Source organism: Enterobacter sp. (assembly GCF_977039595.1).
In genome coordinates, this window is the sequence record NZ_CDRQYH010000029.1 from 26,327 (window position 1) to 48,506 (window position 22,180).

General features: G+C 56.7%; 19 protein-coding genes. 5 read left to right on the plus strand and 14 right to left on the minus strand.

The features are described from left to right. Positions 1–31 precede the first annotated feature (31 nt). Positions 32–964: a LysR substrate-binding domain-containing protein gene (locus ACWYRJ_RS11055; RefSeq protein ID WP_455507885.1), complete on the plus strand. Its 933-nt coding sequence runs from the start codon at positions 32–34 to the stop codon at positions 962–964. 4 nt (positions 965–968) lie between these two features. On the opposite strand, the gene ACWYRJ_RS11060 is transcribed toward ACWYRJ_RS11055, so the two are convergent. The 4 genes from ACWYRJ_RS11060 to ACWYRJ_RS11075 form a co-directional block, all read right to left on the minus strand. Further along, positions 969–1,997 carry a methionine synthase gene (locus ACWYRJ_RS11060; RefSeq protein ID WP_111964677.1) on the minus strand — a complete coding sequence of 343 codons (1,029 nt, stop codon included), beginning with the start codon at positions 1,995–1,997 and terminating at the stop codon, positions 969–971. A gap of 23 nt (positions 1,998–2,020) precedes the next feature. Continuing rightward, a complete protein-coding gene (locus ACWYRJ_RS11065; protein WP_455507886.1) occupies positions 2,021–2,995 on the minus strand; it encodes a DUF1852 domain-containing protein in 975 nt (324 codons plus the stop codon). A gap of 173 nt (positions 2,996–3,168) precedes the next feature. Further along, complete coding sequence (locus ACWYRJ_RS11070) at positions 3,169–3,660, minus strand: Hcp family type VI secretion system effector (protein WP_111964675.1); 492 nt, start codon at positions 3,658–3,660, stop codon at positions 3,169–3,171. Between the two features lie 253 nt (positions 3,661–3,913). Further along, positions 3,914–4,435: a DUF2778 domain-containing protein gene (locus tag ACWYRJ_RS11075; RefSeq protein WP_455507887.1), complete on the minus strand. Its 522-nt coding sequence runs from the start codon at positions 4,433–4,435 to the stop codon at positions 3,914–3,916. Positions 4,436–4,703: 268 nt separating this feature from the next. On the opposite strand from ACWYRJ_RS11075, the gene ACWYRJ_RS11080 reads away from it, so the two are divergent. Further along, on the plus strand, positions 4,704–5,243 hold the full coding sequence (locus tag ACWYRJ_RS11080) for a DUF2058 domain-containing protein (protein ID WP_111964672.1): 540 nt from the start codon (positions 4,704–4,706) through the stop codon (positions 5,241–5,243). Positions 5,244–5,250: 7 nt separating this feature from the next. Here ACWYRJ_RS11080 and ACWYRJ_RS11085 read toward each other — a convergent pair whose 3' ends face one another. Both ACWYRJ_RS11085 and azoR read right to left on the minus strand, forming a co-directional pair. After that, positions 5,251–5,937: an RluA family pseudouridine synthase gene (locus tag ACWYRJ_RS11085; protein WP_455507888.1), complete on the minus strand. Its 687-nt coding sequence runs from the start codon at positions 5,935–5,937 to the stop codon at positions 5,251–5,253. A 90-nt stretch (positions 5,938–6,027) separates the two neighbouring features. Then, complete coding sequence (gene azoR, locus ACWYRJ_RS11090; RefSeq protein WP_455507889.1) at positions 6,028–6,633, minus strand: FMN-dependent NADH-azoreductase; 606 nt, start codon at positions 6,631–6,633, stop codon at positions 6,028–6,030. Positions 6,634–6,838: 205 nt separating this feature from the next. On the opposite strand from azoR, the gene hrpA reads away from it, so the two are divergent. Continuing rightward, positions 6,839–10,741 (plus strand): ATP-dependent RNA helicase HrpA, encoded by a 3,903-nt coding sequence (hrpA, locus tag ACWYRJ_RS11095; protein ID WP_455507890.1) that lies wholly within the window; start codon positions 6,839–6,841, stop codon positions 10,739–10,741. Positions 10,742–10,811: 70 nt separating this feature from the next. Here hrpA and ACWYRJ_RS11100 read toward each other — a convergent pair whose 3' ends face one another. The 5 genes from ACWYRJ_RS11100 to ACWYRJ_RS11120 form a co-directional block, all read right to left on the minus strand. After that, positions 10,812–11,471 carry an O-methyltransferase gene (locus ACWYRJ_RS11100; protein ID WP_455507891.1) on the minus strand — a complete coding sequence of 220 codons (660 nt, stop codon included), beginning with the start codon at positions 11,469–11,471 and terminating at the stop codon, positions 10,812–10,814. A gap of 75 nt (positions 11,472–11,546) precedes the next feature. Beyond that, positions 11,547–12,926, minus strand: coding sequence for an efflux transporter outer membrane subunit (locus ACWYRJ_RS11105; protein ID WP_455507892.1), 1,380 nt, complete (start codon positions 12,924–12,926; stop codon positions 11,547–11,549). Beyond that, the gene (locus ACWYRJ_RS11110; protein WP_111964667.1) at positions 12,926–14,005 is read right to left on the minus strand and encodes an HlyD family secretion protein; all 1,080 of its coding nucleotides are present in this window, start codon (positions 14,003–14,005) and stop codon (positions 12,926–12,928) included. Before ACWYRJ_RS11110 ends, ACWYRJ_RS11105 begins: the two co-directional genes overlap by 1 nt. A 22-nt stretch (positions 14,006–14,027) precedes the next feature. Then, on the minus strand, positions 14,028–15,680 hold the full coding sequence (locus tag ACWYRJ_RS11115; protein WP_064790983.1) for an MFS transporter: 1,653 nt from the start codon (positions 15,678–15,680) through the stop codon (positions 14,028–14,030). Positions 15,681–15,838: 158 nt separating this feature from the next. Further along, positions 15,839–17,158 (minus strand): MFS transporter, encoded by a 1,320-nt coding sequence (locus ACWYRJ_RS11120; protein ID WP_111964740.1) that lies wholly within the window; start codon positions 17,156–17,158, stop codon positions 15,839–15,841. 328 nt (positions 17,159–17,486) lie between these two features. Between ACWYRJ_RS11120 and ACWYRJ_RS11125 the strand changes: the two genes are divergently transcribed. Further along, positions 17,487–18,281: a YdcF family protein gene (locus ACWYRJ_RS11125; RefSeq protein WP_455507893.1), complete on the plus strand. Its 795-nt coding sequence runs from the start codon at positions 17,487–17,489 to the stop codon at positions 18,279–18,281. 55 nt (positions 18,282–18,336) lie between these two features. On the opposite strand, the gene gap is transcribed toward ACWYRJ_RS11125, so the two are convergent. After that, complete coding sequence (gene gap / locus ACWYRJ_RS11130; protein ID WP_023311641.1) at positions 18,337–19,338, minus strand: type I glyceraldehyde-3-phosphate dehydrogenase; 1,002 nt, start codon at positions 19,336–19,338, stop codon at positions 18,337–18,339. 189 nt (positions 19,339–19,527) lie between these two features. Here gap and cybB point away from each other — a divergent pair, with 189 nt between their 5' ends. Further along, positions 19,528–20,058 carry a cytochrome b561 gene (gene cybB / locus ACWYRJ_RS11135; protein WP_111964665.1) on the plus strand — a complete coding sequence of 177 codons (531 nt, stop codon included), beginning with the start codon at positions 19,528–19,530 and terminating at the stop codon, positions 20,056–20,058. A 44-nt stretch (positions 20,059–20,102) separates the two neighbouring features. Here cybB and ACWYRJ_RS11140 read toward each other — a convergent pair whose 3' ends face one another. Together ACWYRJ_RS11140 and ACWYRJ_RS11145 are read right to left on the minus strand one after the other, a co-directional pair. Then, entirely contained in the window at positions 20,103–21,170 is a 1,068-nt protein-coding gene (locus ACWYRJ_RS11140) for an oxidoreductase (protein ID WP_223582202.1), read from the minus strand. 13 nt (positions 21,171–21,183) lie between these two features. Next, the gene (locus ACWYRJ_RS11145) at positions 21,184–21,927 is read right to left on the minus strand and encodes a DeoR/GlpR family DNA-binding transcription regulator (RefSeq protein WP_111964663.1); all 744 of its coding nucleotides are present in this window, start codon (positions 21,925–21,927) and stop codon (positions 21,184–21,186) included. Between the last annotated feature and the right edge of the window lie 253 nt (positions 21,928–22,180).

The following is a 22,180-nucleotide window of genomic DNA, read 5'->3' on the forward strand; positions in this document are numbered from 1 at the left end:
TGGTGGAAACACCTTTGCGAGAAATGCATTAATGGTTGACGCCAGCAATATCAACATTCGCACGCTGCTGATCTTCATCGACGTGTATGAAGCGCAGAATTTCTCAGTCGTGGCGCGGCGGCAGGGCATTTCGGCCTCGCAGATATCGCGCGTGATCCACCAGCTTGAGGATGCGCTCGGGCAGCAGCTTTTCTATCGCAACACGCGGGCCGTCATTCCCACGGAAAGCGGTCATCTGTTTATCCGCTACGCCCGGTCAATGGCGGAAAACCTGGAAGAGGCGCGACGGGAGCTGGACGCGCGTGCGGTGGAACCGTCCGGTGCGATCCGCATTAACGGACCGGTGTTTTTCGGCCAGAAGCACATTGCGCCCGGCCTTCCCGGCCTGTCGGAACGCTATCCCCGCCTGAGCGTAGAGCTGACGCTGACCGATGATTTTATCGACCCGCACCGCGATGCCGCCGACGTGATCTTCCGGATTGGCGTGCTAACGGACTCATCTTTTCACGCGCGGGTGTTCGGGCAGCAGGTGTATCATCTGGCCGCGTCGCCTGGCTACGTGCGTAAGTACGGTGCGCCTGAAGGGCCGGACGATCTGAATCGCCATCACTGTCTTGTCTATCGCGGATCGTCAGGGCCTAACCGCTGGCTGTTGCGCAGGGCGGGCGAGGCGTGGAGACACTATCCCGTAACGCCTTTGATGACCTCGAATAATGCGGAAGCGCTGCTGGCTGCGGCGCTTGGCGGGATGGGGATCGTGCTGTTCCCGGACTGGCTGGTGAGCGAGCCGCTCCAGCGCGGTGAGCTGATTCCGCTCCTGCCCGCGCTGGAGTGTGCCATCAATACGGAACAGCAGGCGATCGCGGCGATCTATCCTGATGCCCGACATCCGCCCCTGAACGTCAGGGCGGTAATTGATTTTTACGTTGAGCGTTTTGGTACGCCGCTTTACTGGCAAACGTAAGGGATTACGCGCCAAGCTCTTTGCGGATAATCTCTGCGCCAGCGCTGAGTGCTCTCAGCTTGCCGTTAGCAACCTGACGGGAGAGGGGAGCCATGCCGCAGTTGGTTGACGGATAAAGCTTGTCCGCATCGACAAACTGCAGCGCTTTACGCAGCGTATCGGCCACTTCCTCCGGCGTTTCAACCGTGTTGGTTGCTACGTCAATCGCGCCAACCATCACTTTTTTACCTCGGATCAGCTCAAGCAGATCCATCGGCACGCGGGAGTTGTGGCACTCCAGGGAGATGATGTCGATGTTAGAGGTCTGCAGCTTAGGGAAGGCCTCTTCGTACTGGCGCCACTCGGATCCGAGCGTCTTTTTCCAGTCGGTATTGGCCTTGATGCCGTAGCCGTAGCAGATGTGGACCGCGGTCTCGCACTTCAGCCCTTCAATGGCGCGCTCCAGCGCGGCGATGCCCCAGTCATTGACCTCGTCAAAAAAGACGTTAAACGCCGGTTCGTCGAACTGGATAATATCCACGCCCGCGGCCTCTAACTCACGCGCTTCCTGGTTGAGGATTTTAGCGAATTCCCAGGCCAGCTTTTCGCGGCTTTTATAGTGCGCGTCGTAAAGGGTGTCGATCATGGTCATCGGCCCCGGCAGGGCCCATTTGATAGGCTTGTCCGTGAGCTGACGCAGATACCTGGCATCGTCGACGAAGACCGGTTTCTGGCGCGCAACCGCAGAAACTACGGTCGGCACGCTGGCGTCATAGCGGTTACGAATGCGAACCGTTTGGCGGTTCTCAAAATCAACGCCGCTCAGGTGTTCAATAAAGGTGGTGACGAAGTGCTGACGGGTCTGTTCCCCGTCGCTGACGATATCGATTCCCGCACGGATCTGCTCATCCAGAGACAGGCGCAGCGCATCCTGCTTGCCCGCCAGCAGTTCCTGATCCTGTAATTTCCATGGTGACCACAGCGTTTCAGGTTGCGCAAGCCAGGTCGGCTTTGGCAGGCTGCCAGCGGTAGAAGTCGGGAGCAATGTTTTCATAATAAAAGACCTTTTTTAATGTATTAAAGCGTGTAGTTATCAGACCACTGCTCAAGAATGTGTTTGTAAGGCTTAATAAAGTATTCTTCGGTAAATCGACCCTGTTCAATCGCCAGACGGCTTCGCTCTTCCCGGTCATACACAATTTTGGTTAAGGAGTGATCCTGCTGGTTCAGATCCGGTCGGTAGCACAGCCCGGCCGCCGAGTTGGCGTTATAAATCTCCGGGCGATAGATCTTCTGGAACGTCTCCATCGTGCTGATGGTGGCAATCAGTTCGAGATCGGAGTAATCACTCAGCAAATCCCCGGTGAAGAAGAAGGCGAACGGCGCCACGCTGTGTTCCGGCATAAAGTAGCGCACGCTCAGGCCCATCTTCGCGAAGTACTGTTCCGTTAGCGACTCGCCGTCCGGCTGATACTCCACGCCCAGCACGGGGTGCTGGTTGCCGGTGCGGCGATAGGTATCTTTGCTGGATACGCTCAGGCAAATCACCGGTCCTTTTGTGAAGTTCTCTTTGTATTCCGGTGAACTCACAAAATGGCGGAAAATATTACCGTGCAGTTCGCCAAACTTTTCCGGAATGCTGAAGTGCTGCTGGTTCTTGTTGTGCTCCAGCAGCAGGACGCTGAAATCATAATCCCGCACGTAAGACGAGAAGTTATTCCCGACGATGCCAGGGATGCGCAGGTTGTTTTTCTTGTCGACAATAGTGGTTTGCAGTATCTCAATAGCCGGGAACGGCTTTTCCGCGCCAATGTTCAAATCGACAGAGATGATTTCAAGCTCAACCGCATAGCGATCGGCGTTTGGGTTATCCCAGCGCGCCAGAGCGTTGAAGCGGTTGTTGATCATCACCAGCGTATTGCGCAGGTTTTCCTGACGTTTTTCCCCGCGCGCCAGGTTGGCAAAGTTGGTGGTCGTACGCGTATTTTCAGACGGGTTGTAATTCTCATCGAAGCAACTGCGCTTAAGGGAATATGTGAAAGCTTTGCTCATTGTGGTTATGCATCCTAAGTTCATGTTGCTAAGAAGTTACCAATGCATAATTTATGCCTGAGCCTGCGGCGCAGGGGAAGTGACTTAATTTCACTGCAACATGAGGGAAGTTCATGAACAGGATTGCGCAAAGGCTGGCATAGTAAGAATAAGGGGCATCGCGCCCCTTAGCGTTATGCTGTAGGACGTTCGTTCCAGGCGTCACTGTGCATGATGTTGCCATCGACAATGCGCCAGGTGATTTTTTCGTACTGCAGACTTACGCTTTCAACATGGTTTATTTTATCGTTAGAAGCGATCTTCACGTTCGGCACGCTGCAGTTAACACCAGTAACCTTTAGGTTCTCCATCAACACGGTGTAATAACAGACTTCCTGTCCGGCATCATTAATATGATAGAACTTGATTTCAGCGCTTTTAAGCGCCTGACCGGTAGATGCTGCTTTATAGAGATAGGGCGTGGAGCTATCAACCTCCTTTTCAATCCGCATGGATGAGTGTTGTCGCGTGCCGGTGATCTTGCCATTAGCGCTGTCTACCGGTAGGTTAAGGCCATGACTCAGCCCTATGATCTCAATGCTACCTTCACGGTCCTGAACATCAACGGAACCTTTAATATCTGCTCCACCATCGTCTTTTAGCCACATGTAGGGAGGAATTGGCATTCTTTATTTCCTTGTTTTATTGAGTAGCAGTGTTGTTAAGCGATAAATAATAGTCGCGAGGGTCAGTACAATTAAAATATCGATATTGGCATATGTGTCATATATTGTTTCAGCATTCACGTCGCCATAAATAAAATCACATATAAATGAGGCCACGTCATGATCAAGATAGCGTTCAGCGGGCCCCAATATGCGGCCTACTATAATGCTGATGCATAGAAACCAGACCGTTTTGAATAGCCTGATGCCCCATTTACGGACAAGTGTTGGTGTAGCCACTTTCAATCACCTCAACCCAGCCGCGTGCCATCAGTGAACGGATACAGGGAACCTGAATAAGGTCCGTACTCATCAGAGCATTGCGGATCAATGCGTAATCAGAATCATGGGCAATCGTGATACATCCCTCAGATAGCGTACCCGGATGCAGCCGAAATAAACCCCGATAGACGTTATCAATCCAGGCGCCATCATCGATTCCCCAGTCATCCTTGTATAAAGCAAACCACTCATCGCGGCCAAATTCTGCCCCGGATCTAACCTTGTTCCACCGATCCTGAACCTTCGCTTTTAACCCTGAAAAGAAACCTCCAGTCCCTCTGTCAACAATCCAGTATTTCCCTGGAGGAATTGGACCTGAGCCTTTAACAGCACCACATAATCCATTGTTTCTGTAAATTCCCTGCCCGGAATGCGCCATAAACACGCCAACGCCGTGCAGGTTAAAAGGCGCATAGTCAGCACCGTTAAGCAGCATTGTTCCTTTTAAGGCCATATTTTCTCCTTAGTCTTTTAATTAGACAAAGGCAGCCTACGCCTGATGTGGGTACAGATATTCAACTCACATCATATTTCTGCGCTGCTAATTTTTTTTAAGATAATGACCTGACAATTTTTAATCTCTTTTGCGGCTGTAACGTTAGTAAACGCTGAATAAATAATAAACAAGGGTCAGGCAACAAAACGCCATGCCTACTTCTCTGGCACACGCTCCGCAATTCCCGCTATAATCCCCAAAATTTCCAACCGGTTTAGAAACAATCATGACAAAACTCACCTTACAAGAGCAGATGCTGAAAGCGGGCCTGGTCAGCAGCAAGAAAGCGGCGAAAGTGCAGCGCACGGCAAAGAAATCACGCGTTCAGGCGCGTGAGGCTCGGGAAGCGGTAGAAGAGAACAAGAAGGCGCAGATCGAGCGTGACAAGCTGCTGAGCGAGCAGCAGAAGCAGGCCGTGATGGCGAAAGAGTTTAAGGCGCAGGTGAAGCAGCTGATTGAGATGAACCGCATCACCGTGGCGAAAGGCAACATCACCTTTAACTTCACCGACGGTAATCTGATCAAAAAAATCGAAGTCGACAAGCAAACCCAGGCTCAGCTGATCAACGGTCGTCTGGCGATTGCCCGTCTGGTGATTAACGCCAGCGGCGACTGCGAATATGCAATTATCCCGGCGGTGGTGGCCGATAAAATTGCCCAGCGCGATGCCGACAGCATCGTGTTAAACAGCGCGCTCAGCCAGGAAGAGCAGGACGAAGACGATCCGTACGCGGACTTCAAAATCCCTGACGATTTGATGTGGTAAAACGCGTTCAGAACGGGGCGGCGTGACGGGCGTTAACCGGCTCTCCGCTCATGGGATGAATAAAATTCAGCTCGCTGGCATGCAGCATCAGCCGGGGCGTTCCTTCAGCGCCCGGTACGTCAAGACCACCATACAGATCGCAGCCCAGAATCGGGTGCCCCAGCCGCTGGCAGTGAATACGCAGCTGATGGGTTCGCCCGGTCTCCGGAGTAAGTTCAACCCGCGTTAACGGCAGTCCCGTCTCCTGATAAAACCGTTCCATCACCCGGTAGCGGGAGCGGGCGGGTTTCCCGGTGATGGCGCAGATCGACATCAGCGGGAACAGCGCCGGGTCTTTGGCAATCGGCGCATCGATTACACCTTCGTCATTTTCCACATGTCCGCAAAGCAGGGCGCTGTAGACTTTCTCCACGCTACGCTGGCTGAACTGCTGGCACAGTGCCGCGTTGATGGCCTTATTGCGCGCAACCACCATCAGCCCGGACGTGCAGAAGTCCAGGCGGTGTACCAGCGTGCAGCCGGGGAAGCTCTGGACCAGACGATAGTGAACGGAATCAAGGTTTTGCGGATTTTTTCCCGAGAGGCTGAGCAGGCCGGAAGGCTTATCGATCAGCAGCAGATGTTCATCCTGCCAGAGGATCTGAATGTCATCGTGACACGGTGGGGCAATAAAAGAATCAGTGATCGCAGACATCAGGTCGCCCGGCTGGAGAGTGGGAGCGGATGATAACGAAATGCGGGGGAAAAGAAAAACCCTCCCACCGGGCGGTGAGAGGGTGAAGTCTTACGCTGCAACCAGGCTGTCGATAGCGGCTTTCGCGTCGGTCTGCGCTTTGGTCGCCACTTCAGGACCGTAGGCGATGCCTTCAGCGAACACGAAGTTCACGTCAGTGATGCCGATGAAGCCCAGGAACAGGCTCAGGTACGGCGCAACCAGGTCGGTTGGGGTGTCTTTATGGATGCCGCCACGGCTGGTCAGTACGATCGCACGTTTGCCTTTCACCAGACCTTCAGGGCCATTCTCGGTGTAACGGAAGGTTACGCCAGCGCGTGCCACCAGGTCGAAGTAGTTCTTCAGCTGGCTAGGGATGTTGAAGTTGTACATCGGGGCGTTGATGACGATAACGTCGTGCGCCTGCAGCTCGGCAATCAGCTCGTCAGAGAGCGCCAGGGCTTCCTGCTGACGTGGGCTCAGCGGTGCATCGCTTGGGCGCAGCGCGCCAACCAGCTCGCCATCCAGCACAGGAATTGGGTTTGCAGCCAGGTCACGCACGGTGATTTCGTCAGCAGAATGCTGTTCACGCCACTGTTCAACGAAGTAATCAGACAGCTGACCAGACTGAGAGTACCCTGCCAGAATACTGGATTTCAAAACTAATACTTTGCTCATGGGTGATTCCTGTTTTTGCATTTGATTGAAGGGGGTTGCCCCGTTGCTTATTGACACTCTATTCACAATCCTGCCATAGAGATAGCGCAATATATCGAAGCCTATGTTCGAATTTTTTGAATAAGGCGCGAAAGGCGTCAGTGTGGTACTCTATAGCAATCATTAAAAAGAGAATTTATCAGGGCGTGTACTGCCCTTTAACGCTATGACAGAACAACAAAAATTCACCTTCCCGATGCTCCTGCAACAGCTCGATTCTCTGATGCTGCGCGACAAACAGCGTTTCGCCCGTCGTCTGCACGGCGTTAAGAAGGTTAAAAATCCTGATGCTCAGCAGGCCATTTACCAGGAGATGGCGAAAGAGATTGAACAGGCGGCAGGGAAAGTCTTGCTGCGCGAAGCCGCGCGACCGGCGATTACCTACCCGGAAAACCTGCCCGTCAGCCAGAAAAAACAGGACATCCTTGAGGCCGTCCGCGACCACCAGGTGGTGATTGTCGCGGGTGAAACCGGTTCGGGGAAAACCACCCAGCTGCCGAAAATCTGTATGGAGCTGGGCCGCGGGATCAAAGGCCTGATTGGCCACACCCAGCCGCGTCGTCTGGCGGCGCGCACCGTTGCCAACCGTATTGCCGAAGAGCTGCAGACGGAGCCGGGCGGCTGCATCGGCTACAAGGTCCGTTTCAGCGACCACGTTAGCGATAACACCATGGTCAAGCTGATGACCGACGGTATTCTGCTGGCGGAAATCCAGCAGGATCGCCTGCTGATGCAGTACGACACCATCATCATTGACGAAGCGCACGAGCGCAGCCTGAACATCGATTTCCTGCTCGGCTACCTGAAAGAGCTGCTGCCGCGCCGCCCGGATCTGAAAATCATCATCACCTCCGCGACCATCGATCCGGAGCGCTTTTCGAAGCACTTCAACAATGCGCCGATCATCGAGGTATCAGGTCGCACGTATCCCGTGGAAGTGCGCTATCGCCCGATTGTGGAAGAGGCGGACGATACCGAGCGCGACCAGCTGCAGGCCATCTTCGATGCCGTTGACGAGCTGGGCAACGAAAGCGCGGGCGACATTCTGATCTTCATGAGCGGCGAGCGCGAAATCCGCGATACCGCCGATGCGCTCAGCAAGCGCGACCTGCGCCACACCGAGATCCTGCCGCTGTACGCCCGTCTGTCCAACAGCGAGCAGAATCGCGTCTTTCAGCCGCACGGCGGGCGCCGCATCGTCCTGGCGACTAACGTGGCGGAAACCTCGCTGACCGTGCCGGGAATTAAATACGTTATCGACCCGGGCACGGCGCGCATCAGCCGCTACAGCTACCGCACGAAGGTTCAGCGGCTGCCGATTGAGCCGGTCTCTCAGGCGTCCGCAAACCAGCGTAAAGGCCGCTGCGGCCGCGTGTCGGAAGGGATCTGTATTCGTCTCTATTCCGAAGACGATTTCCTGTCGCGCCCGGAATTCACCGACCCGGAAATTCTGCGCACCAACCTGGCGTCCGTTATCCTGCAGATGACCGCCCTGGGGCTGGGCGACATCGCGGCGTTCCCGTTCGTCGAAGCGCCGGACAAACGCAACATTCAGGACGGCGTACGTCTGCTGGAAGAGCTCGGGGCGATTACCACCGACGAGCAGGCGACGGTCTACAAGCTGACGCCGCTGGGCCGCCAGCTCAGTCAATTGCCGGTCGACCCGCGTCTGGCGCGCATGGTTCTGGAAGCGCAAAAGCACGGCTGCGTGCGCGAGGCGATGATCATCACCTCTGCGCTCTCCATTCAGGACCCGCGCGAGCGCCCGATGGACAAACAGCAGGCGTCTGACGAAAAGCACCGCCGCTTCCACGACAAAGAGTCCGATTTCCTCGCCTTCGTGAACCTGTGGAACTACCTCGGCGAGCAGCAGAAAGCGCTTTCCTCGAACCAGTTCCGCCGCCAGTGCCGCGTGGATTTCCTCAACTACCTGCGCGTGCGCGAGTGGCAGGATATCTACACCCAGCTGCGCCAGGTGGTGAAAGAGCTGGGCATTCCGGTGAACAGCGAACCGGCGGAGTACCGCGAAATCCATATCGCGCTGCTGACCGGCCTGCTGTCCCACATTGGGATGAAGGACGCCGAGAAGCAGGAGTATACCGGCGCGCGCAACGCCCGGTTCTCTATCTTCCCGGGTTCTGGCCTTTTCAAGAAGCCGCCGAAGTGGACCATGGTCGCGGAGCTGGTGGAAACCAGCCGCCTGTGGGGACGCATTGCGGCCCGTATCGATCCGGAATGGGTGGAGCCGGTGGCGCAGCATCTGCTTAAGCGCTCGTACAGTGAACCGCACTGGGAGCGCGCGCAGGGCGCGGTGATGGCGACCGAGAAAGTGACCGTTTACGGCCTGCCGGTGGTCGCCGCGCGTAAGGTCAACTACAGCCAGATCGATCCGGCCCTGTGCCGCGAGCTGTTTATCCGCCACGCGCTGGTGGAGGGTGACTGGCAGACGCGGCACGCCTTCTTCCGTGAAAACCTGAAGCTGCGCGCCGAAGTGGAGGAGCTTGAGCACAAGTCCCGCCGCCGCGACATTCTGGTGGACGATGAGGCGTTGTTTGAGTTTTACGACCAGCGCATCAGCCATGATGTGATTTCCGCCCGCCATTTCGACAGCTGGTGGAAGAAGGCCAGCAAAGAGACGCCGGACCTGCTCAACTTTGAAAAGAGCATGCTGATTAAAGAGGGCGCGGAGTCGGTCAGCAAGCTCGACTACCCGAACTTCTGGCATCAGGGCAACCTCAAGCTGCGTCTGACCTATCAGTTTGAGCCAGGGGCAGACGCGGACGGCGTGACCGTCCACATTCCGCTGCCGCTGTTAAACCAGGTGGACGAGAGCGGGTTCGAGTGGCAAATCCCCGGCCTGCGCCGCGAGCTGGTGATTGCGCTGATCAAATCCCTGCCGAAACCGGTGCGCCGCAATTTTGTGCCTGCGCCAAACTACGCGGAAGCGTTTTTGGGCCGCGTCACGCCGCTGGAGCTGCCGCTGCTGGACGCGCTGGAGCGTGAATTCCGCCGCATGACCGGGACGACCATCGACCGCGACGACTGGAACTGGGATCAGGTGCCCGATCACCTGAAAATCAGCTTCCGCGTGGTGGATGATAAAAACAAAAAGCTGCTGGAAGGGCGTTCGCTGAGCGAGCTGAAAGAGTCCCTGAAAGGGAAAGTTCAGGAGACGCTTTCTGCGGTGGCCGACGACGGCATCGAGCAGAGCGGGCTGCATATCTGGAGCTTTGGTCAGCTGCCGGAAAGCTACGAGCAGAAGCGCGGCAACTATAAGGTCAAAGCCTGGCCTGCGCTGGTGGACGAGCGCGACAGCGTGGCAATCAAACTGTTTGATAACCCGCAGGAACAGCAGCAGATGATGTGGCGCGGGCTGCGTCGCCTGCTGCTGCTTAATATCCCGTCGCCGATCAAGTATCTGCACGAGAAGCTGCCGAACAAGGCTAAGCTGGGGCTCTACTTTAACCCGTACGGCAAGGTGCTGGATCTGATTGACGACTGCATCTCCTGCGGCGTGGACAAACTGATCCACGAGGCGGGCGGTCCGGTCTGGACGGAAGAGGGCTTTGCCCAGCTGCATGAAAAGGTGCGCGCGGAGCTGAACGACACCGTGGTGGACATCGCGAAGCAGGTGGAGCAGATCCTCACCACCGTGTTCAATATCAACAAGCGCCTGAAGGGGCGCGTGGATATGACCATGGCGCTCGGGCTGTCAGACGTGAAGGCGCAGATGGCCGGCCTGGTTTACCGCGGCTTTGTGACCGGCAACGGCTTCAATCGTCTCGGCGATACGCTGCGTTATCTGCAGGCGATTGAAAAACGGCTGGAGAAGATGGCCATCGATCCGCACCGCGATCGCGCGCAGATGCTGAAAGTGGAGAGCGTCCAGCAGGCGTGGCAGCAGTGGCTCAACAAACTGCCGCCTGCCCGCCGCGACGATGAAAACGTGCAGGCGATCCGCTGGATGATCGAGGAGCTGCGCGTCAGCTTCTTTGCCCAGCAGCTCGGTACGCCGTATCCGATTTCGGATAAGCGTATTCTGCAGGCGATGGAGCAGATTTCAGCTTAAAACCCTTGCCCGGTTTTCTCCCTCTCCCTGTGGGAGAGGGTCGGGGTGAGGGCATCAGCCCGCACAATTTTCACCCGTTCACAATCGCCAGCGTAAACCCATCCCATCCCTTAACCCCCACCGTTTGCAGCGCGGTGGCGGTTAAACGCGGATTATCCCCTATCATCTCAATAAAACGCCGCACCCCCAGCACGCGCGCGTCGTCGCTTTGCCCGTTAATGACCTCGCCATCGCGCACCACGTTATCGCCGATAATCACCGTACCGGGGCGGGAATAGTGCAGCGCCCACTCCAGATAGCCGGGATTGTTTGGCTTATCGGCATCAATAAAGATCAGGTCGAACGGGGGAACGTTGCCGAAATTTTCCAGCGAACTCAGCGCCGGGCCCTCAATTAATCCAATGCGTTCGTTTAACCCCGCAAGCTGAATATTCTCGCGCGCAACGCGGGCATGCGTGGGATCGGCCTCAAGCGTAATCAGCTTACCGTCCGGCGGCAGCGCACGCGCCATCCAGATTGAGCTGTAGGCACCCAGCGTACCGATCTCAAGTATCCGCCGCGCCTGCGTCATGCGCACGAACAGCGCCAGCAGCTGCCCCTGATTGGCCGCTACGTCGTGCTCGGGGAGCCCGGCGCGTTTGTTGTTTTCCAGAACCTGATTCAGTACGTCATCGTCAGAGATAAGAGAAGAAATCATGTAATTATCTACGGCAGACCATTTTTGTTGCATAGATTGACTCCTTGGGTTTTCTTCCTGGCCCTGTGGGAGAGGGCCGGGGTGAGGGCATCAGCGCCCAAACCGGGTTTACGCGCTATTCCAGCCGCCGCCCAGCGCTCTGTACAAATCAATCTGCGCCAGCAGCAGGTTGTTTTTCACCTGCACGACGCTGGTCTGAACCGAGTACAGCGTGCGCTGGGCGTCCAGCACGTCAAGATACGAGGAGTAGCCGTTGCGATTGCGGTTCTGCGCAATGCGCAGCGTCTCCTGGGCCACCTCCTGCTGGGCAAGCAGCTCCGTCAGCTGTTCCTGATAGCGACTTATCGCATCAAGGCTGTTGTTCACTTCGGCAAACGCGTTACGCACGGTTTTTTCATAGGCGTAGAGCGCCTGGTTACGCTGGGACTGAGAAATATCCACCTGCGCATTCAACGCCTGGCGGTTCAACAGCGGGGCGAGAATACTGCCCCCGACGCTCCAGAGTTGAAGCGGGTTGTCCAGCAGGCCGGAAAGGGTGCGATCCTGTACCGAACCGGTGGCGGTCAGGTTGATCGACGGCAGCAGGCTGGCGCGCGACGCCGCGAGCGAGGCATCCGCCGCAACCAGCTGTCGTTCGGCCTGAACGATATCTGGTCGACGGTTCAGGAGCGTAGAAGGCAGCTGTGACGGCAGCTTCAGGGGCGTCAGCGTCTCATAGCGTTCACTGCGAGCCACCGCGCCAGGATTGCTTCCCAGCAGCAGGCTGAGGGCATTCTCCTGCTGCGCAATCTGATGCTGCAACAAGGGAACTTGCGCCCGCGTTGAGCGCAGTTCGGAATCCGACTGCATTAGCTCCAGGCGCGAGCTGTAGCCCGTCTCAAACTGACGTTTCGCGAGGTTAAACGCCTCTTCGCGCGATTTCAGGGTGGATTCGGTCACGCGCAGCTGTTCGTCAAGCGAGAGCAGGGTGACGTAGCCGGATGCAACGGAAGACGCGACGGTCAAATCCGCGGCCGCGGCGGCGGCTTTTTGCGCCGCCAGCGAAGCCTCGGCGGCATTGGCCGTGCTGCGGTTGACGCCCCAGATATCCACGTCATAGCTCGCCGTCAGGCTACCTCTGTACAGAGTGCCGTAGACCGGCAGTCCGGTCGCGGCGGACTGCGAACGGGCGCGCGTCCCGGTTACGCCCGCGTCAAGCGAAGGAAACAGGCTCCCGTCAGCTGCATAGACCCGCGCCTGATACTCGTTAATTCGTTCGCGGGCGATCAGCACGTCGCTGTTATTCTTAAGCGCCTGATCCACATAGCGGTTGAGGTGGTTGTCATGAAAATTGCGCCACCAGAGCTGCTCCGCCGGGCTGGCAGGGCCAGAGACGGTGCGCCACTGCGCAGGAATTTGCAGCGTCGGCTGCGCCGGTTTTACGTCGACGGACTGGCATCCGGCCAGCATGACCGCCGCCGCCAGCGCGGCAATCGGACGAAGGATCATTACTTCGCCTCCCGCGTATCAATGGTCACCTGTACCGACATGCCCGGACGCAGCAGGGCGGAGTCCTCAGGCTTACCGAGCACCTCAATACGCACCGGAATACGCTGGGCGATTTTGACAAAGTTGCCGGTGGCGTTGTCCGGCGTGATGGCGCTGAACTCCACGCCGGTCGCCGGGGAAATACTCTCCACGCGGCCCTGATACGCTTTGTTGTTCAGGGCATCTACGGTGAACTTCACCGGCTGGCCGACGCGCAGCTCTGCGAGCTGAGTCTCTTTAATATTCGCAATGACCCAGTGCTGAGGCGGCACAAGGGTGGTGAGATGGGTTCCGGCGGTCACATACGCCCCGAGACGCACGGCGATCTGGCCGAGCTGGCCGTCGCGCGGGGCGATGATGCGGGTGTTTTGCAGGTCAATCTGCGCCAGCTCAAGCGCCGCTTTTGCGTTTTCGACATCCGCCTCCAGCGCGCCGCGGTTCACAATCACCGTCTGCAGATCCTGACGCGACATCTCAAGGGCGGCTTTCGCCTGGTCGATGTCGGCGCTGCCCTGGGCGGCACTGGCAAGCGCCGCGTCGCGCTCGCGGATGGAAAGCGAGCCGTCGGAAGTCAGCTCTTTCACCCGCTTTAAATCCGCCTGGCTTTTCAGGCTCTGGGCGCGGGCATTTTTCAGCGCGGCGTCATTTTTGGCGATGACGGCTTCGGCGCTTTTACGCTGCTGCAGGTTGTTATTCAGGGCGGCAATTTTCATCGCCAGCTGCGCCTCGGCCTGATGCACGCGCTGCCGATAGATTCGGTCATCGATCTGCACCAGCAGGTCGCCTTTTTTGACCTGCTCAAAGTCCTGAACCTTGACCTCAGTGATATAGCCGTTTACCTGCGGGCTTATAAACGTCGTCTGACCGCGCACGTAGGCATTATCGGTAAACTGCGCGTGGCGGGTGAACGGCGGCAGCTGCCACGCGTAAAGGATCACCAGCACGCCGACGATACCGATGGCGGCGGCGGTGAAAACGGAAACAATGCGCACATTTTTGCGGGTGTTGGCCTGCTCTTTGGCGGCATCCTGCTGACTCATAAACTCTCCAGAACTCTTTCAATTATTTATTGCCGGTGGCGTTCTTCAGCGCCAGACGGGCAGTGATGCGCAGGCGCAGCAAGCGCCATAAAATCCAGACCAGCGTGGCGGCAGCGATGCTCGCCGTCAGCAGATAAGTATCGTTATAAGCCAGAATATTCGCCTCCAGCGTTGTGACCGTTTGCAGCTGCGTTATCGCCTGCGTTCCCAGCAGCGCGCTGTCGCCAATCAGGCTTTTATACATCTGGGTATAAAGCTGAATTCGCTCGTTGACCAGCGGGTTGAGCGTGGTGAGCTGGTCCGCCAGCAGGCTGGAGTGGTACTTCTCGCGCCAGGTCTGGAAGGTGCCGAGGATCGCGGAGCCCAGCAGGCCGCCGAGGTTCTGGCTCATGCCAAACATCACCGAAAAGCTGACCAGGTTGCGCGGGTCGGCGATCACGCCGCCAATGGCGGCCAGCATGGCGGGCGCCAGGAAGAAGGCGCTGCCGAATCCCAGCAGGAACTGGCTTACCATCAGCTGATCCGGGCGGGTCAGGTTGTTGGACTGGCTGTCCAGCAGCGAGGCAACAATCATCAGCGCCAGAGACGTGATGATTGGCCACGCCAGTTTCGTCGGCTTGATGGTGAGACAGCTGGTGACAATTCCGCAGACGATCCCAGCGAAAATAGACCACGCCAGGTGCGTCATCTGCTCGTTCTGTAAGCCTACGTACTGCAGCCAGCCGATGACACCGGTGTTTTGCTCTGCCAGCACGATACGGATCAGCAGCATAATCAGCCCCAGGCGGACGATGCTGCCGCTCGACAGCCAGCGGGTGTTCAGCAGCGGGTTAGTGCGGTTATGTTCAAAGACGATGGCCGCCACAATCAGCACCAGCGATAGCGCCAGCGACCAGCCAATCCACGGCGCTTCGAACCACCAGTCAAGGCGGCCTAACGAGAGTACGGCGCAGAGCAGGGCCATCCCGGGGGCCATTAAAAAGAAGGTGATAAAGTCTTTTTTCTCGAATACCTTGCGCCGGTCGCCCGGCGGCAGTTTTAAGGCTATCACACAGGCCAGGGAGATCAGCGCCAGCCCCAGCTCGAAGAAATAGAGCCCGCGCCACTCGTCCAGCTGCAGCAGCTCGGTTGAAAACAGGCGCGCCAGCGGGATGGCGAGCGACGACCCGGTGATGCCAATGGTCAGCGCCTTCAGGCGGTGCTTCGCAGGCCAGGCCTGGATCTGGTAATAAATCCCCAGCGAGCTGAGCGCGGCGGCCACCATGCCGTGCGCGGCGCGAACCATCAGCGCCGAGCTGAGATCGTTAACGAACAGGTGGAAAAAGGTGACCAGCACGTACAGCACCAGAAACCCTTCCGTAAAGGCGCGCAGACCGTACTGCTGGCGGAATTTGACCAGCAGCAGGTTAATGGAGATGTTGGTCATCACATAGACCGCGGGCAGCCATGCGATTTCGGTCGACCAGGCGCCGAATGTCCCCTGCAAATTTTGCAGGTTGGCGGTCACCACCGCATTCCCCAGCGCCCCCGTCAGGCAGACCAGCAGGCCCACGACGCCGTAGGCAATGCGTTTTGGCGTACTGTGTTCGGGCGTGGAGGGCGAACCCAGCAGGGCGGGTTTCTCATGTGGCTGCCACTCGCGAGGAGCATAAGGGTCGCGTTCGGGCAGGCGCATAACGTCGTTTACCTTAGAAATGATTGAATAATTAGCGGGCTAGCGATTCTACGTCTGCCGCAAATGATAATTCAAGTGAATATGATTTACGCATGTTAATCAAATGGTGAAGGGAAATTTAAGGAAAAAGAGCGGCCCGCAGGACGGGCCGGGAACGGTCAGAGACGTTCGGGCTGCGCCTGGATGAGTGTTGCACGCTTAACGCGGCAGGCGCAGAAAATCGCGATTAAGGAAATGGTTACCGTGACGGCAAGATACCAGGCCACCGGCACCCAGTCGCCGTCATATTTTGCCAGCAGGCCGGTGGCAATCAGCGGGGCGGTACCGCCGGCCAGCGCGGCACCCAGCTGATACCCGAGTGTAATGCCGGTGTAGCGCACGTTTGCACTAAAAATTTCAGAGCACAGCGTGCCGAGCACCGCCGTGACAGGGGCCCACAGCACGCCAAAGGCGATGACCGTCGCGAGCACGATGCCCCAGGTTGTACCGGTATTGAGCAGCATAAACCACGGTACGATAAACAAGCCCAGCACGAAGACGCTGATTGCGTACATGCGCTGACGGCCTACCTTATCGGAGAGCAGCCCCATCAGCGGGATCATAATGGTCGCTACCAGAGCTCCCAGCGTCACGGCCTCAAGCGCCTGTGATTTTTGATAGGTCAGCGTGCTGGTGGCATAGCTCACAACAAACGTAGAGAAGATGTAGAAGGGGGCGGTTTCAACCACCTTCAGACCGGCGGCGATCAGCACTTCACGCCAGTGATGCTTCAGCGTATCGCGCAGCGGGGCCTTAGCCACCTGACCGGACGCTTTGACTCTCTTAAAATCGGGCGTTTCATCAATATCTTTGCGGATCCACAGGCCGAGCAACACCAGAACCGAACTCAGCAGGAACGGGATACGCCAGCCCCAGGAGAGAAAATCCTCCTCGCTGAACAGAGTCATCAGCGAAACGATAAAGGTTGCCATCAGCATGCCGATGGTAACGCCCGCTTGCGGAATGCTGCCGAAGAAGCCTTTACGTTTTTCTGGCGCGTATTCATAGGCCAGCAGCAGCGCGCCGCCCCATTCACCGCCGATGCCCATCCCCTGAATGATACGCATCAGGATCAGCAGAGCGGGAGCCCACAGGCCAATCATCTCATACGTGGGCAGCAGACCAATCATGACGGTTGCACCTCCCATTAGTGAGAGGGTTAGAACGAGGGTTTTTTTACGTCCGATGCGGTCGCCAATATGGGCGAAAAGTACCCCGCCAATGGGGCGAATAAAAAAGGTTAATGAGAAAGAGAGATACGAGAGAATGAGACCGATCACCGGATCGACCATCGGGAAAAAGATCTTATTGAAGACCAGCGCGGCCGCCGTACCGTAGAGAAAATAGTCAAACCATTCAATGGCGCTCCCGGTAAGGCTGGCAATTAATACCTTTTTATTTTTTCGTAATACCGTCGTCGTACTTTCATGTTCTGTCATGACCTGAAACCCCGCCACGTTGATGATGAGAGAGAGGTGTCACCTGGCGCGCTTCAGGTGCAACCTGTGATGATGAAAAAGGTTGTGAAATTGTTAAGCAACTTAGGGTTGGATGTTGTTTTTGGCAAGCGAAGGGGGGATAAAACTGGTCAGATCACGGTGAAATAAGCAGCGCCGGGTGCTTTTACATAACGTCTGCACAATACAATGTTTTGTAAGGCTGGAAATCAAAAGCATAATAGGCAGGTGCAACCCGATGATTTTTGGATGTTTCTGGTTATTTCAGAAAATGATAAATTCGGCGCTTCAACAACGTGAGGAGTTCATCATGGTTCAGCCCCATTTTCCCCTTCTGGCGGATGCCACGCTGGCGGCCATCAATACTGTCGGCGTATGGCTGGCGCAGGACGAACTGAGCGTGACGCGTCAGGCCCCGGAGATAGATGCGGTGATTCTGGCTGGAAACGCGGTGATCCCAACCATTGACGCGGCCTGCCGTATTGCCGCTCAGAGAGAAATCCCGCTCCTGATTAGCGGCGGCATCGGGCATTCGACCACCTTTTTATATGCTGCCATCGCCAGTCATCCGCGTTACCACACCGTACCGGTCGCAGGGCGGGCCGAAGCAAGCATTCTTGCCGACATTGCGCGGGAGTTCTGGCAGATCCCGCAGGGGCATCTGTGGGTTGAGGATCAATCCACCAACTGCGGTGAAAACGCGCGCTTTAGCTGGAACATGCTGAAACAGCGTCATCGAACGACCGGGCGGGTGCTGGTGGTGCAGGATCCGACGATGCAGCGCCGCACGATGGCGACGTTTGCCCGCGTTTGTCGGGATGAGTCCGAGTCACCGGAGTGGACAAGCCATCCCGGGTTTACGCCAACGCTGCAAAACGGAAAAGAGGGCGTGGAATTCGGTGAGGGCAACACCGGGCTGTGGCCCGTTGACCGCTATCTTTCTCTGGTTCTTGGGGAACTGCCGCGCCTGTATGATGACGCCAACGGCTATGGCCCGGCCGGGCGGGATTATATTGCTCACGTTGAATTCCCCGAGGCCGTCATGGCCGCATGGAAACAGCTGCAGCAGGATCCGGTCCTGAAGGTGACGCGAAAAATCATCTGAGCACGGAACAATTCCCTCGCCCCAATGGGGAGAGGGTTAGGATGAGGGGAAAAAATCACAGCGCCGCAAACTTATCCAGCGTCCGCACCAGTTGAGTGACGAAACCGTATTCGTTGTCATACCAGGCAACGGCTTTCACCAGCTGAAGTTCTCCCGCCTCTGACACCTCCGTCTGCGTGGCGTCAAACACCGAACCATAGTGCGAGCCAATCACATCTGACGACACAATTTCTTCGTCGGTATACCCAAACGATTTATTGCCCTGCGTCGCCTTTTTCAGCGCGGCGTTAATCTCCTCAACGGTGACTTTCTTGCCCAGAATGGCCACCAGCTCGGTTACCGAACCTGTTTTTACCGGCACGCGCTGCGCGTGGCCCTTAAGTTTGCCGCTGAGCGCAGGGATCACCAGGCCAATGGCTTTGGCGGCACCCGTGGTGTGCGGAATAATGTTCTCTGCCGCCGCTCGGGAGGCGCGAAGGTCTTTCCCGCGCGGGCCATCTACCAGCGCCTGCGTACCGGTATAGGCGTGAATGGTGGTCATGGTGCCCACCTTAATTTCAAACGCATCGTTCAGGGCTTTCGCCAGCGGAGCGAGGCAGTTGGTGGTGCAGGAGGCGACGGAGATGATGGTATCACTGGCGTCAATGGTGTCGTCATTAACGCTGTAGACGATAGTTTTCATGTCACCCGCAGGCGCAGAAATCAGCACTTTCTTCGCGCCGGCGTCCAGGTGCGCCCGTGATTTCTCTTCAGAAGTATAAAAGCCGGTGCACTCCACGACGATATCCACGCCTGCGGCTTTCCACGGAATATGCTTCGCCTCTTTCTCGGCGTACACCGCAATGGTTTTACCGTCCACAATCAGCGCATCCTCGGTGAAGTCCACGCTCCACGGGAAGCCACCGTAGTTGGAATCATGCCTTAGCAGGTAGGCCAGCACTTTCGGGGAGGTGAGGTCGTTGATGGCGACGACGGTATTACTGTCCTGGGTTTCAAGAAGGCGACGCAGTACAAGGCGCCCAATGCGTCCAAAGCCGTTAATGCCAATTTTACTCATGGTGTTCTCCTGTAAACGTGTCGATGCGACAGTTTGAACTCATCCAGGCTTAGACCATCACGGGCAGGGCGGCAATTGAAGATGCTTCATGCGGGAGGAAGTATTTGAAAAACCATACAGAAAAGTTAATGAATTTTTAAGGAAAGGGGATTATGTTGGCGCGGTAACTGTTTTTAATCGAGAAATCACATGCGCACTAAATATACAAGCCTGCAAATCGGCATCCACTGGCTGGTGTTTCTGTTAATCATCGTCGCCTACTGCGCCATGGAGTTCAGAGGTTTCTTCCCGCGCACCGCGCGCCCGGCGATCAACATGATCCACGTCTCATGCGGTATCAGTATCCTGGTGCTGATGGTGACCCGTCTTCTGGTTCGTCTGAAGTTCCGCGCGCCACCGATTCAACCGAAGCCAAAAGCGATGGTGACGGGGATGTCCCATCTGGGGCATCTGGTGGTGTATCTGCTGTTTATTGCGCTGCCGCTGATTGGAATTGTGATGATGTATAACCGGGGCAGCGACTGGTTTGCTTTTGGCCTGGCGATGCCGCATGCGGCAGAGTCAAATTTTGACCTGGTTGATGTGCTGAAAGAGTGGCACGAAACGCTGGCAAATCTGGGCTATTTTGTGATTGGCCTGCACGCCGCGGCGGCGCTGATGCACCACTATTTCTGGAAAGATAATACCCTTCTGCGCATGATGCCGAAAAAGCGTTCGTAGTCTTAAACGCTTGCCGGGTGGCGATGCGCCACCCGGCTTGTTTTTTAACCCAGCAAAGCACGCTCTTCGGCAGTTAACGCCAGCCCCTGAGTTGACCCCGTCTCCGACGACTTCACCGCCGCTTCCAGGACGGCCATCACCGCTAATGCCTCAACAGGATGGACAGGATTGGCGATTTCCCCGCGTAGCGCATCAAGCACGTTAATATAGTACTGTCGCTGATCGCCTTTTGGGGTAGGGATCGTCTGCGGCGCGCCGTCAGCGCCGAAGAACACCATACTGTCGCTGTCTTCGCCCCAGGACTCACTGCCGGGGATCACCCCAGAGAGCAGCTGTGCTTCCTGCTGATCGATTCTGGCCTTCACCACGCTGCCCTTGTCCCCGTGAACGGCAAAGCGCGCCGTACCGCCTGCCACCAGCATGCTGGCGTGCAGAATCACCTTATGCTCCGGGTAGTTTAAGACCACGTGCGCCCAGTCGTTAATTTCTGCGCCGTCGCGCAGCGTCGCGATATTCCCCTGAACCGACTGCGGCAGGCCAAAGAGCTGTAGCGTCTGGTCGATAAGATGAGGCCCCAGGTCAAACCACAGGCCACTCCCAGGGACATTCTGCTCGCGCCAGCGCACGCGCACTTCCGGGCGGAAGCGGTCAATGTGCGATTCAAGGTGTTTGACCTTGCCGAGCGTGCCTTGCTCAATAACCTGCTTAATGCCGAGGAAATCGCTGTCCCAGCGGCGGTTGTGGAAGACGGAGAGCAGCAGCTGCTTTTCCTCCGCCAGCGCAATCAGGTCGCGGGCTTCCTGCATGTCGAGGGTGAAAGGCTTATCCACGACCACGTGTTTACCAGAGTTCAGAGCCAGCGTCGCTAGCGGGGCGTGCGTGGCGTTGGGGGAGGCAATCACCACTAGGTCAACATCAGGATGCTGAATAGCCTCTTCAGGGGTGGCGACCACCTGTACGTCCGGCAGATCGCGTTTTACCTTCTCTTCATCGCGAGAAGAGACAACTGCCAGCTTAAGACCGTTCACAGACTGGATCAGCGGGGCATGGAAGGTTTTCCCGACAAATCCATACCCGATCAGCGCAATGTTGATTGTTTGAACTTTACTCATGACCTTCTCCACGTTAATTCGCGCACACCGTGACCTGCAATGCGCCAGAGTCCCCAAGCTCAGGCCAGGGACGATCTAAAAAGAGTTGTTGAATGTTGGATAACCCGGAAACCAGATACGGCTCGCAGCGGTTAATTTTCAGATGATCGGCGACAATCCAGTGCACGTGGCTTGCGTCCAGCATTGCGCGTTTAACCTCGGCATCCGCTTCTTTACCGGCGCTCAACCCAAGTTCGGCATGAATGGCGCACGCCCCGAGGATAGCAATATCTGCCCGATAGCGGGACAGCAAAGATAACGTGGCGCTTCCGGCAAACAGGCGCTGCTGGTGGTCCCATTTCCCCCCGAGCAGGATCAGCTCAACGTCTTCCCGGTCGCTAAAGTGCTGGGCGATATCCAGTGACGTGGTAATGACGGTGAGCGGCCCCTGAAGAAAGGTGGCGACGGCCATCACCGTGCTCCCGGCATCCAGAAACAGGGTGGAGCCCGGTGGAACCTGCTGTGCGACCTGCTTACCCAGGCGCTGTTTGGTCTCCGGCAGCAGCGTATTGCGGCCCTGACGGTTCATGGCGGAGAGATTCAACGCGATGGCTCCGCCGTGGTTCTTCTGCGCCAGCCCCTGGTTCTCCAGGTCGGTCAGATCCCGACGGATGGTATCGGCTGAAACCTGCAGCTTTTCGGCCAGCTCGGTGATGCTGGCCTGGCCTTGCTCGCTCAGGATATCCAGAACGTAGCGTTGACGAGCGGTTTTGTGCATGGGGGTACATTCCTGCAAAATGTCGCAATGGTTTGCATAATACAGCATTTTAACGCAGAGAGAAGGGCAATGTCGTTTTGATGTGGGGGAAGTAGCGGGATGATTCAGTTGTGTGATTATTAAAATTTTATTAAACAGGTATAAGAAAGCCGTTTTGGGTGATGCTGCCAACTTACTGATTTAGTGTATGATGGTGTTTTTGAGGTGCTCCAGTGGCTTCTGTTTCTATCAGCTGTCCCTCCTGTTCAGCTAC

What these genes read in the sequence shown, in the direction of transcription:
- ACWYRJ_RS11120 (WP_111964740.1), bottom strand. Translation starts at nt 17,158, where the DNA reads ATGACAGAACATGAAAGTACGACGACGGTATTACGAAAAAATAAAAAG.
- ACWYRJ_RS11085 (WP_455507888.1), bottom strand. Translation starts at nt 5,937, where the DNA reads ATGTCTGCGATCACTGATTCTTTTATTGCCCCACCGTGTCACGATGAC.
- ACWYRJ_RS11060 (WP_111964677.1), bottom strand. Translation starts at nt 1,997, where the DNA reads ATGAAAACATTGCTCCCGACTTCTACCGCTGGCAGCCTGCCAAAGCCG.
- cybB (WP_111964665.1), top strand. Translation starts at nt 19,528, where the DNA reads ATGCGCACTAAATATACAAGCCTGCAAATCGGCATCCACTGGCTGGTG.
- ACWYRJ_RS11055 (WP_455507885.1), top strand. Translation starts at nt 32, where the DNA reads ATGGTTGACGCCAGCAATATCAACATTCGCACGCTGCTGATCTTCATC.
- ACWYRJ_RS11145 (WP_111964663.1), bottom strand. Translation starts at nt 21,927, where the DNA reads ATGCACAAAACCGCTCGTCAACGCTACGTTCTGGATATCCTGAGCGAG.
- ACWYRJ_RS11065 (WP_455507886.1), bottom strand. Translation starts at nt 2,995, where the DNA reads ATGAGCAAAGCTTTCACATATTCCCTTAAGCGCAGTTGCTTCGATGAG.
- ACWYRJ_RS11115 (WP_064790983.1), bottom strand. Translation starts at nt 15,680, where the DNA reads ATGCGCCTGCCCGAACGCGACCCTTATGCTCCTCGCGAGTGGCAGCCA.
- ACWYRJ_RS11100 (WP_455507891.1), bottom strand. Translation starts at nt 11,471, where the DNA reads ATGCAACAAAAATGGTCTGCCGTAGATAATTACATGATTTCTTCTCTT.
- ACWYRJ_RS11140 (WP_223582202.1), bottom strand. Translation starts at nt 21,170, where the DNA reads ATGAGTAAAGTTCAAACAATCAACATTGCGCTGATCGGGTATGGATTT.
- ACWYRJ_RS11125 (WP_455507893.1), top strand. Translation starts at nt 17,487, where the DNA reads ATGGTTCAGCCCCATTTTCCCCTTCTGGCGGATGCCACGCTGGCGGCC.
- ACWYRJ_RS11070 (WP_111964675.1), bottom strand. Translation starts at nt 3,660, where the DNA reads ATGCCAATTCCTCCCTACATGTGGCTAAAAGACGATGGTGGAGCAGAT.
- ACWYRJ_RS11105 (WP_455507892.1), bottom strand. Translation starts at nt 12,926, where the DNA reads ATGATCCTTCGTCCGATTGCCGCGCTGGCGGCGGCGGTCATGCTGGCC.
- azoR (WP_455507889.1), bottom strand. Translation starts at nt 6,633, where the DNA reads ATGAGCAAAGTATTAGTTTTGAAATCCAGTATTCTGGCAGGGTACTCT.
- ACWYRJ_RS11110 (WP_111964667.1), bottom strand. Translation starts at nt 14,005, where the DNA reads ATGAGTCAGCAGGATGCCGCCAAAGAGCAGGCCAACACCCGCAAAAAT.
- ACWYRJ_RS11075 (WP_455507887.1), bottom strand. Translation starts at nt 4,435, where the DNA reads ATGGCCTTAAAAGGAACAATGCTGCTTAACGGTGCTGACTATGCGCCT.
- gap (WP_023311641.1), bottom strand. Translation starts at nt 19,338, where the DNA reads ATGAGTAAAATTGGCATTAACGGCTTTGGACGCATTGGGCGCCTTGTA.
- ACWYRJ_RS11080 (WP_111964672.1), top strand. Translation starts at nt 4,704, where the DNA reads ATGACAAAACTCACCTTACAAGAGCAGATGCTGAAAGCGGGCCTGGTC.
- hrpA (WP_455507890.1), top strand. Translation starts at nt 6,839, where the DNA reads ATGACAGAACAACAAAAATTCACCTTCCCGATGCTCCTGCAACAGCTC.